Source organism: Rhodococcus sp. O3 (genome assembly GCF_048897285.1).
Taxonomy (GTDB): domain Bacteria; phylum Actinomycetota; class Actinomycetes; order Mycobacteriales; family Mycobacteriaceae; genus Rhodococcus.
Genome location: NZ_JBMBTE010000141.1, coordinates 1 through 11,508, shown reverse-complemented (window position 1 = coordinate 11,508; position 11,508 = coordinate 1). Strand labels below are relative to the sequence as shown.

Genomic DNA, 11,508 nt, shown 5'->3' with positions numbered 1-11,508 from the left:
TTCCGGCACGGCCGTGAACAACATTCCGGTGGCGTTGCGGCTGAGCGGAGCGCTCGACGTCGCGGCACTCACCGCCGCGGTCTCGGATGTCGTGGCGCGCCACGAGGTGCTCCGTACCTACTACCCGGAGTTCGACGGCGTGGGACAGCAGGTCGTGCTGCCCGTCGCCGACGCCCCGGTGTTGGGGGTCGAGCGTGTCGACGCCGAGCGCGTCACCGAGCGGGTCGCCGAGCTGATCGGTACCGGCTTCGATGTCACCGCCGAGGTGCCCTTCCGTGCCGCACTGCTCGAATTGTCCCCCGGCGAGTTGTCCCCGAACGAGCGGATTCTGGTGCTCGTGGCGCACCACATCAGCGCCGACGGATTCTCCATGGGCCCGCTCGCCCGCGACGTGATGGTGGCCTACGCGGCCCGCTCGCGGGGCGAGGCGCCGTCGTGGGCACCGCTCGAGGTGCAGTACGCGGACTTCGCGCTGTGGCAGCGCGAGGTCCTCGGCGACGAGGACGATCCGGAATCGCTGATCTCCGACCAGCTCGCCTACTGGTCCGAGACCCTCGCCGGAACCCCGGACGTGCTGGACCTGCCCACCGACCGGCCCCGGCCGGCGCAGGCGACCTATCGCGGCGACACGCACCGCTTCGAGCTGCCGGCGGACGTGTTCGCCGCCGTCGAACGGTTCGCGTCCGAGCAGTCGGCGACGCCGTTCATGGTGGTGCACGCGGCGTTCGCGGTGCTGCTGGCACGCCTGTCGGGCACCGAGGACATCGTCATCGGGTCGCCGGTCGCCGGTCGCGGTGAGGCCGCGCTCGACGACCTGGTCGGCATGTTCGTCAACACCGCGGTGCTGCGCACCGTCGTCGACGGCTCCGAGTCGTTCACCGATCTGCTGCGCCGGGTCCGCGAAGGCGACCTCGCCGCGTTCGGTCACGCCGACGTTCCGTTCGAGCGTCTCGTCGACGAGCTCGATCCCGTCCGCTCGCAGGCGCATTCGCCGATCTTCCAGGTGGTGCTGGCCTTCCAGAACCTGGCCGCGGGAACGTTCGAGCTCGGCGACCTGTCGGTGGCGCCGGTCGAGGCCGACGCCCACATCGCGAAGTTCGACCTGCAGCTCACCGTCGTCCCGGGAGACCGGGACGAAGGCGCGGCCGTGCCCGCGATGTTCGAGTACGCGACCGATCTGTTCGACGACTCGACGGTCGCCGCGTTCGCGGAGCGTTTCGTGCGGCTGCTCGCGGCACTGACCGGTGCCCCGAATCAGTCCGTCGGGGACGCCGATCTGTTCGCTCCCGGCGAGCTCGCCGGGCTCCTGGCGCACGCCGGACCGGCCGGTCCGGAGCCGCGTACGCTGCCCGAGCTGATCGCCGCGGCCGTCGCCGCGAACCCCGACGGGGTCGCGGTCCGCTGCGAGGATCGCGAGCTCACCTACCGTGAGCTGGACGCGCGTTCGTCGCAGCTCGCCCGCGTGCTGCTGCAGCGCGGTGTCGGTGCCGAGCAGCTCGTCGCGGTCGCGATTCCGCGATCGATCGAATCGGTGCTCGCGGTCTGGGCCGTGACGAAGACCGGTGCCGCCTTCGTCCCGGTGGACGCGAACTACCCGGCGGACCGGATCGAGCACATGGTCACCGATGCGCGCGCCGCGGTCGGTCTGACCCTGGCGCAGCACGTCGAGGCGCTGCCCGGCGTCACCGACTGGATCGTCCTCGACGACGCCGCGGTGCAGGCGTCGGTCGAGGCGGAAGCGGCGACTCCGGTGGCCGAGGCCGAACTGCCCCTCCCGATTCGGGTCGAGCAGGTGGCGTACGTCATCTACACGTCCGGCTCCACGGGTAAGCCCAAGGGTGTCTCGGTCACGCACGCGGGTCTGCACAACTTCTGTGTCGAGCAGCGCGAGCGCTACCGTCCCGGCCCGGATTCCCGGATCCTGCACGTGTCGTCGCCGAGCTTCGACGCATCGATGCTCGAGCTGCTGCTCGCGCTCGGCGCGTCCTCGACGATGGTGATCTCGCCCGCCGCCGTGTTCGGTGGTGCAGAGCTGGCGGAACTCATTCGCCGCGAACGGGTTTCGCACGCGTTCATCACCCCTGCGGTGCTGGCGTCGATGGATCCGTCCGGTCTGGATTCGCTGCAGCACCTCGCCGCCGGTGGTGAGGCGGTGCCCGCCGACGTCGTCGCACGCTGGGCGCCCGGTCGTTCGCTGTACAACGGCTACGGCCCCACCGAGACCACGATCATGGCGAACATCTCGGAGCCGATGGTGCCGGGCGCACCGATCACCATCGGTGGCCCGATCCGCGGGATGCGCGAGGTCGTGCTCGACGCGCGGCTGCGCCCGGTCCCCGTCGGCGTCGTCGGCGAGCTGTACATCTCGGGAGTCCAGCTTGCACGCGGGTATCACGCCCGCGGCGCACTGACCGCCGACCGGTTCGTCGCCGACCCGTACGGCGAACCCGGCGAGCGGATGTACCGCACCGGCGACGTCGTGCGGTGGACCCCGAGCGGGGAGATCGCCTACGTCGGCCGCAGCGACCACCAGGTGAAGATTCGCGGCCTCCGGGTCGAACTCGACGAGATCGACGCCGTGCTCGTCTCGCACGAGCGCGTGGACTTCGCGGCGACGATCGGCCACGAGACCCCGACCGGTGGCACCGCCGTCGTGTCGTACGTCGTCCCCGCCGCCGGCGCCGACCTGGACACCGAGGCGCTGCGGGAGTTCGCGGCGACCTCGCTGCCCGCGCACATGGTGCCGGTCGTCGTGATCCCGCTCGACGCGATCCCGCTGACCCCGGTCGGCAAGCTGGACCGCAGGGCGCTGCCGGAACCGGTGTTCGAGGCCAAGGCGTTCCGTGCGCCGTCGACGCCGATCGAGGAGATCGTCGCCGGGGTGTTCGCGGATGTGCTCGGCGTCGACCGCGTCGGGGCGGACGACGACTTCTTCGATCTCGGTGGCAACTCGCTGATCGCGACGCAGGTCGCGGCGCGGCTCGGCGCGGCACTCGACACCACGGTCCCGGTCCGGGAACTGTTCGAGGCGCCGGCCGTCGGGACGCTCGCGGCCCGGCTGGAAGGGCTCGCCGGCGGGGGTGGCCGCGCGCCGCTCACGGCCGGTCCGCGCCCGGAGATCGTGCCGCTCTCGCTCGCGCAGCAGCGCATGTGGTTCCTGAACCGGTTCGATCCGGCTTCCGGGTCCTACAACATCCCGCTGGCGATCCGGTTGTCCGGCACGCTGGACGTGGCGGCGCTGCAGGGCGCGGTCGGCGACGTGATCGGCCGGCACGAGATCCTCCGCACCGTCTATCCCGAACTCGACGGCAGAGGACACCAGGTGGTGCTGCCGGTCGCCGACGCCCTGCCGGACCTGACTCCCGAACGGGTCGGCGCGGACGAGCTGCCCGACCGGGTGCGCGCCCTGGCGTCGGCGGGATTCGATGTGACCGAGGCGATTCCGGTCCGGATCCGGCTGTTCGCGGTCGACGAGACCGAGCACGTCCTCGTGCTGGTCATGCACCACATCAGCGGTGACGGCTTCTCGCTCGGTCCGCTGACCCGTGACGTCATGGTCGCGTACACCGAGCGGGCCGCGGGACGCCTGCCCGAATGGGCGCCGCTGCCGGTGCAGTACGCCGATTTCGCGCTGTGGCAGCGGGCCGTCCTCGGTACCGAGGACGATCCGGACTCGCAGATCTCGGCACAGCTCGGCTACTGGCGAGAGGCACTCGCCGGACTGGCCGACGACCTCGAGCTGCCCACGGACCGGCCACGGCCGGCGATGCCGTCCATGGCGGGCGCGTACCACGCGTTCACGCTCGAGCCCGAGCTGCACCGCGGGCTGACCGAACTCGCGCGCGCACACAACACCTCGATGTTCATGGTGGTGCACGCGGCGCTGGCGGTCCTGCTGGCGCGGCTCACCGGCGGCCGCGACATCGCGGTCGGCACCGGTGTCGCGGGACGCGGCGAACCCGAACTCGACGACCTGATCGGCATGTTCGTCAACACGCTCGTGCTGCGCACCGATGTCGATCCGTCCCGGTCGTTCGGTGAGCTCGTCGACCGCGCCCGGGAAACGGACCTGTCGGCATTCGCGAACGCCGATCTGCCGTTCGAGCGTCTCGTCGAGGTTCTCGATCCGGCACGGTCGTCGGGACGTCACCCGTTCTTCCAGGTGATGTTGTCGCTGCAGAACTTCCGGCCGGTGTCCTTCGAGCTGCCGGGCCTGACGATCAGCGGCCTCGACACCGGAGAGGTCGCGGCCAAGTTCGATCTGATGCTGACGCTCGAGGGCACCTACGACGGCGCGGGTGATCCGGACGAGTTGATCGCCGGGTTCACCTACGCCACCGACCTGTTCGACGCCGCCACCGTCGAGCGGTTCGCCGAGCGGTTCACCCGGATCGTGGAGGCGGTCGTCACGAAGCCCGACGTGACCGTCGGCGACATCGACATCATGGGTGCCGGCGAACGCGCACAGTTCCAGGCCCGCACGACCGACACGGAATCCGAGTCGGGGGCCACGGCCCGCAACCTGGTGTCGGTGCTCATGTCCACCGTCGAGTCCGACCCGGAGGCTCCGGCGCTCGCGGACGGCGAGGACGAGGTCTCCTACGCCGAGCTGGATGCGAGGTCGTCGCGTTCGGCCCGGTTCCTGCTCGGTCGCGGTATCGGCACCGGAAGCCGGGTCGGTATCCGGATGCCGCGCTCGGTGGACCGCGCCGCCGCCGTGTGGGCCGTCCTCAAGACCGGCGCCACGGTCGTCCTCCTCGACGAGGCAGTGTCCGACGAGGCAGTGTCCGGCGGGGCAGTGTCCGGCGGGGCGGGGCTCGACGTCGTGCTCGGTGTCGCCGGGGACCCCGCCGATGCGTCGGTGATCGTCCTGGACGATCCGGACACGACCGCGGCGATCGAGGCACAGTCCGGGACCCCGGTGACCTACGCGGACCTGACACGTCCGATCCGGGGCGACGACCCGGCATTCGTGCTCGCTGCCGGCACCGAACGGGAACGGGTGATCGGCCACGCGGCCGCGGCGGACGTCGCCGCCCGGCTCGCGACCCGCACCGGCGTCGACTACGAGTCCCGCACGCACGTGCACGGGCCCGCCGACTCGGAGGCCGCGGTGCTCGAGCTGCTCGTGGCCGCCACTGCCGGTGCCGCCCTGGTGGCTCCGCAGGAACGCGCGGCGTCGTTCGAGGACGAGCTCGCCGATCAGTGGGTGACGCACCTGTTCGTCGGGTCACCCGGCGCGCCCCGGTTCGACGACGGAATTCCCGAGGACCTCGGTGCGATGGTGTTCGTGGACGTGCAGCCGGAGCCCGGATACGAGGACCTGCTGGGGGCCGACGGTCCGGATCTGTTCACCGACGTGGTCATCGCCGCCGACGGCGGCCGGTAGGGGGAGCGGCAGCTCGATCGGTCGCCGCGCGGGCCGGAACCCGGACCGCGCGGCGGCCCGGGTTCCGGGCGCGCCAGGTCGCGATCGTGTAACGAATCGGCGCGCCGCGAGGGTATAGAGTTGACGCTTTCGTGCACGCATCAGCCGGATGTGGCGCCGAAGCGCCGGCTCGTACCATGGAGCGGGTTGTTGGGTCAATAGACGAGAGAGCCCCGCGTCGCGCTGCGACCGAGGTTCTCCTGTCCTGGGCATGAGGGGTTGTTAACGAATGACGGCTGACGAGACCGGTGCCAAGGCTGCAGGTGGGGCACGCCGCAGGACCGGCTCCAGCAGGCCCGCTCGTCGACGCCGCACACGTGCACTGACCCTCCCGCAGTTGCTCGCCGCGGCCGTGGAGATGGACCCGACGGCCACCGCGGTCGTCCTCGGCGACCGCCGCCTGACCTACGGCGAGCTCGACGAGCAGTCCTCCCGCCTCGCGCGCGTCCTGATCGCGCGCGGCGCGCGGCCCGAGACGTTCGTCGCACTCGGACTCACCCGTTCGATCGAATCGGTTCTCGCCTGGTGGGCCGTCGCGAAGACCGGTGCCGCCTTCGTTCCGATGGACCCGACCTATCCCGCCGACCGCATCGAGCACATGGTCACCGACTCCGGCTCGCGCTTCGGCCTCACCGTCACCGAGCACCGCGACCGCCTGCCCGACTCGGTGGAATGGCTCTCTCTCGACAGCGCGGAATTGGCCGCCGAGTGCGCGGCGGTGTCCGGGGCGCCCGTCACCTACGCGGACCGCGTCGGATCGCTCTCCGTCGACAACACCGCGTACGTCATCTACACGTCCGGCTCCACCGGCCTCCCGAAGGGTGTCACGGTCACCCACGGGGGCCTGTCGAATCTGTCGGCCGAGCAGCGCGAGCGGTTCAAGATCGACTCGTCCTCCCGCACCATGCATTTCGCGTCGCCGAGCTTCGACGCGTCGATCCTCGAGCTGCTGCTCGCGGTCGGTGCCGGGGCGACCATGGTCATCGTGCCGCCGACGGTCTACGGCGGTGACGAACTCGCCGAACTGCTGCGGAAGGAGCGGGTCACCCACGCGTTCATCACACCGGCCGCGCTGGCGTCGATGGATCCGGCCGGGCTGGACTCGCTGCGCGCGGTCATGGTCGGTGGTGAGGCCTACTCCACCGAGCTGATGGCGAAATGGGCCGGCGACCGCGACTTCTTCAACGTGTACGGGCCGACCGAGGCCACCGTCATCGCGACCAGCAGCGACCCGCTCGACGCGGACGGCCCGATGCCGATCGGTGTCGCCCTACGGGGTGTCTCGGCACACATCCTCGACGGCCGCCTCAACCCGACGCCGATGGGTGTCGCCGGTGAGCTGTACCTTTCCGGACCGGGCGTCGCGCGCGGCTACCACCGGCGTCACGGCCTGACCGCAGAACGCTTCGTCGCGAACCCGTTCACGGACGACGCGGGCACCGAGCCCGGCGCGCGCATGTACCGGACCGGCGACGTCGTGCGCTGGATCGACGGTCCGACCGGGCCGGTCATCGAGTACGTCGGCCGCAGCGACTTCCAGGTCAAGGTCCGCGGCTTCCGCATCGAACTCGGTGAGATCGACGCCGCGCTGTCCGCGCACGACTCCGTCGAGTTCGCCGCGACCGTCGGGCACACGTCCGCGACCGGCGTGACGACGCTGGTGTCGTACGTGCTGCCCGCGGCCGGATCGGTCGTCGACCAGGACGCTCTCAAGGAATTCGTGGGTCGGTCGCTGCCGTCCCACATGGTCCCCTCCGTGGTGATGACCCTCGACGCGATCCCCCTCACCGGGAACGGCAAGCTGGATCGGAAGGCCTTGCCGGAACCGGTGTTCGAAGCCAAGGAGTTCCGCGCTCCGTCGACCCCGACCGAGGAGACCGTCGCGGCCGTGTTCGCCGACCTGCTCGGTGTCGAACGTGTCGGCGTCGACGACGACTTCTTCGAACTCGGCGGCAACTCCCTGATCGCGACCCAGGCGGTGGCCCGCCTCGGAGCCTTCGTCGACACCCGCCTTCCCGTGCGGGACCTGTTCGAGTTCTCCACCGTCGAAGCCTTCGCCGCCTACCTCGATTCGCTCGGCGATGTGGCAGGGCGCATCCCGCTCGTGCCGCAGGACCGGGGCACCGTTGTCCCGTTGTCGCTCGCGCAGCAGCGGATGTGGTTCCTCAACCGGTTCGACACCACGTCGACCGTCAACAACATCCCGTTGGCGATCCGCCTCACCGGCCGCCTCGACGTCGCGGCACTGCGCGCGGCGATCGGCGACGTCGTCGAGCGGCACGAGATCCTGCGGACGGTCTACCCGGAGCTCGACGGCACCGGGCACCAGGTGGTTCTCCCCACCGCCGAGGTCGTCGACGAACTGATCCCCGTTCCGTCGACCGCAGACGAAATCCTCTCGAACGTGGTCGATTTCGTCGACGAGGGATTCGACGTCACCAGCGCGGTCCCGATGCGGATCCGCCTGTTCGCGCTCGGCGAGGACGAACACGTGCTCGTTCTCGTCGTGCACCACATCAGCGCCGACGGCTCGTCGATGGCGCCGCTGACCCGCGACGTCGTCACGGCGTACGCGGCCCGGAGCGTCGGGTCGGCGCCGGCCTGGGAACCGCTGCCGGTCCAGTACGCGGACTTCGCGCTGTGGCAGCGCCGGGTCCTCGGTTCCGAGGACGATCCGGACTCGCTCATCGCCGGACAGCTCGACTACTGGAAGAACACGCTCGCCGGTCTGCCCGACGAACTCGCCCTGCCGACCGACCGCCCCCGGCCGCAGACCGCGTCGAACGCCGGTGCGATGTACCGCTTCCCGATCGACGCGGATCTCGTCGCACGCCTCGAAGCGGTGGCCGCCGGCCGGCACGGCACCCTGTTCATGGTGGTCCACAGCGCGCTCGCCGTGCTGCTGGCCCGCCTGTCCGGCACCGAGGACATCGCGATCGGCACGCCCGTCGCGGGACGCGGCGAGCAGGCGCTCGACGACCTGGTCGGCATGTTCGTCAACACCCTCGTGCTGCGGACCCAGGTCTCGCCCGCAGCCACCTTCGCCGAACTCCTCGCCCAGGCTCGCGAGACCGACCTGGGTGCGTTCGGGCACGCCGATCTGCCGTTCGAGCGGCTCGTCGAGGTGCTCAACCCCGTCCGGTCGCAGTCGCGGCACCCGCTGTTCCAGGTGGCGCTGTTCTTCCAGAACCTCGAGGAAGCGCACCTCGACCTCGCGGGCCTGCGCGTCGAGGGGCTCGACTCCGGCACGACGACCTCACGGTTCGACCTGCAGCTGACCCTGGCCACCGACAGCGAGACCGACGGCATGGTCGGCATGCTCACCTATGCCACCGCGCTGTTCGACGAATCGTCGGTCGTGGAGATCTCGAAGCGGCTGCTGCGCATCCTCGACGCGGTCTCCACCGATCCCACGGTGACGATCGGGGACCTCGAGATCCTCGGCGCCGACGAGCGCCGCGCCCTGCTCGACACGTGCAACGACACCGAGCACGCGATCGCGGACCATCTGCTGCTCGACGGATTCGACGCGCAGGTTGCCCGCACCCCCGACGCGACCGCCCTCGTGTACGAGGGTCGCGAGCTCACCTACGGCGAGTTCGATGCCGAGGTCAATCGTCTTGCGCGGCACCTGATCTCCCTCGGTGTCGGACCGGAGTCCCGGGTCGCGCTGGCGATGCGCCGGTCCGTCGAACTCGTCGTCGGCATGTACGCGGTGCTCCGCGCGGGCGGCGCCTACGTGCCCGTGGACCCGGACCACCCGGCCTCGCGCACCGAGTACATCCTCGACGCTGCCGAACCCGTCTGCGTGCTCACCACCGAGCGCGACGATCTCACGCTGCCCGAGCGCATCCCGGTCCTGCATCTGGACACCCTCGACCTCGCGCACCTGCCGGCCACGCCGGTCCTGGCGAGCGAGCGCACCGGGGTACTGCGTCCGGACAACACCGCCTACGTCATCTTCACCTCCGGATCCACCGGACGCCCGAAGGGTGTCGCGGTTCCGCACGGCGCGATCGCGAACCAGATGGCCTGGATGCAGGGCGAATACGCCTTCACCGAGGCCGACGTCTATCTCCAGAAGACCGCCACCACGTTCGACGTGTCGCTGTGGGGATTCTTCCTGCCGCTGCGGGTCGGCGCGACGCTCGTCGTCGCGACACCCGACGGGCACCGGGACGCCGAGTACGTCGCCCGCACCATCCGGGAACGGTCCGTCACCGTCACCGATTTCGTGCCGTCGATGCTCGCGGTCTTCGTCTCGTACGCGGACCCGGCCGACCTGGTGACGCTGCGCGACGTGTTCGTCATCGGTGAGGCTCTGCCCGCGCAGACTGCGCACGCGTTCGCGTCGGTCTCGTCGGCCGGACTGCACAACCTGTACGGGCCGACCGAGGCGGCCGTGTCGATCACCTACCGGCAGGCCGCGCTCGACGACGCCGGGTCGGTCCCGATCGGTGTGCCGCAGTGGAATTCGAAGGTGTACGTGCTCGACGGCCGGCTGCGTCCCGTGCCGTTCGGTGTCGCGGGTGAGCTGTATCTGTCGGGTGTCCAGCTCGCGCGCGGGTATCACGGCCGGGTCGACCTGACCAGCGACCGTTTCGTCGCCGACCCCTTCGGTCTCTCCGGCGATCGCATGTACCGCACCGGCGACCTCGTCCGCTGGACCCGCACGGCCGACGGTGCACCGGAACTGGTGTACATCGGCCGAACCGACTTCCAGGTGAAGTTCCGCGGGCAGCGCATCGAGCTCGGCGAGATCGAGACGGCCCTGCTCGCCGACCCCACCGTTATGTCCGCATCGGTGCAGGTCGTCGCGACCCCGACCGGCGATCAGCTCGTGGCCTACCTCGTCGCCGAGGCCGGCGCCGACATCGACGAGCAGTCGCTGCTCGCCGGGCTCGGCAAGAGCCTGCCGTCGTACATGGTTCCGGCGGCCGCCGTCGTCCTCGACGCGTTCCCGCTCAATGCGTCCGGCAAGCTCGACCGCAAGGCGCTGCCCGAGCCCGTATTCGAGACCCGTGCGTTCCGTGCCCCCACCACCCCGGTGGAGGAGATCGTCGCCGCGGTGTTCGGCGAGGTGCTCGGCGTCGATCGGGTCGGTCTCGACGACGACTTCTTCGCGCTCGGCGGCAACTCCCTGATCGCGACCCAGGTCGCGGCGCGACTCGGCGCCGCCCTCGAGGTCCGCGTTCCGGTGCGGGAACTGTTCGAAGCCTCCTCGGTGGAAGGCCTCGCCGCCCGGCTCGAGTCGCACGCCGGTGCCGGTGGACGCGCTGCGCTCACGGCGCAGGTGCGCCCGGAGCGGGTTCCGTTGTCGCTGGCGCAGTCCCGCATGTGGTTCCTCAACCGGTTCGACCCGGATTCGACCGCCTACAACCTGCCGATGGCGCTGCGGATCCGCGGTGCCCTCGACGTCGACGCGCTGCGCGCGGCGGTCGCCGACGTGGTGGCGCGGCACGAGTCGCTGCGCACCGTCTACCCGGAGACCGTCGACGGGCCCGTCCAGGTGATCCTGCCCGCGGGACGGGCCTCGGTCGCGATGGACGTCGTCTCGGTCGACGAGGCGTCGATCGGCGCGGCGATGGCCGCCTTCGTCGGGCAGCCGTTCGACGTGACCACCGAGATTCCGCTCCGCGCCAGGGTTTTCGAGATCGGTGCCGACGACTTCGTGGTCGTCACGGTCGTCCACCACATCTCCGCCGACGGCTCGTCCGGCGGGCCGTTCGTCCGCGACCTGGTCACCGCGTACACGTCCCGGGTCGGCGGCGGCGTGCCGTCCTGGGAACCGCTCGCGGTGCAGTACGCGGACTACGCGCTGTGGCAGCGGTCGGTGCTGGGCTCGGAGGACGATCCGTCCTCGCTCGTCTCGCAGCAGATCCGCCACTGGACCGCTGCCCTGGCCGGGCTGCCGGATCAGTTGGAGTTGCCGGCCGATCGTCCGCGTCCGGCGGTGCAGTCGGTGGCCGGTGCGCGGGTCGATGTGGCGGTGCCGGCCGAGCTGCACGGGCGGTTGGTGCAGTTGGCGCGGGCGCACAACGCGACGTTGTTCATGGTCGTGCACGCGGCGTTGTCGGTGT

At 70.7% G+C, this 11,508-nt stretch carries 2 pseudogenes; both read left to right on the top strand.

From position 1 onward, the window contains the following. Positions 1-13: 13 nt before the first annotated feature. Positions 14-5,389, top strand: a pseudogene (locus ACN675_RS24900) (amino acid adenylation domain-containing protein); the annotation flags it as partial. A gap of 268 nt (positions 5,390-5,657) precedes the next feature. Further along, positions 5,658-11,508, top strand: a pseudogene (locus ACN675_RS24895) (amino acid adenylation domain-containing protein); the annotation flags it as partial.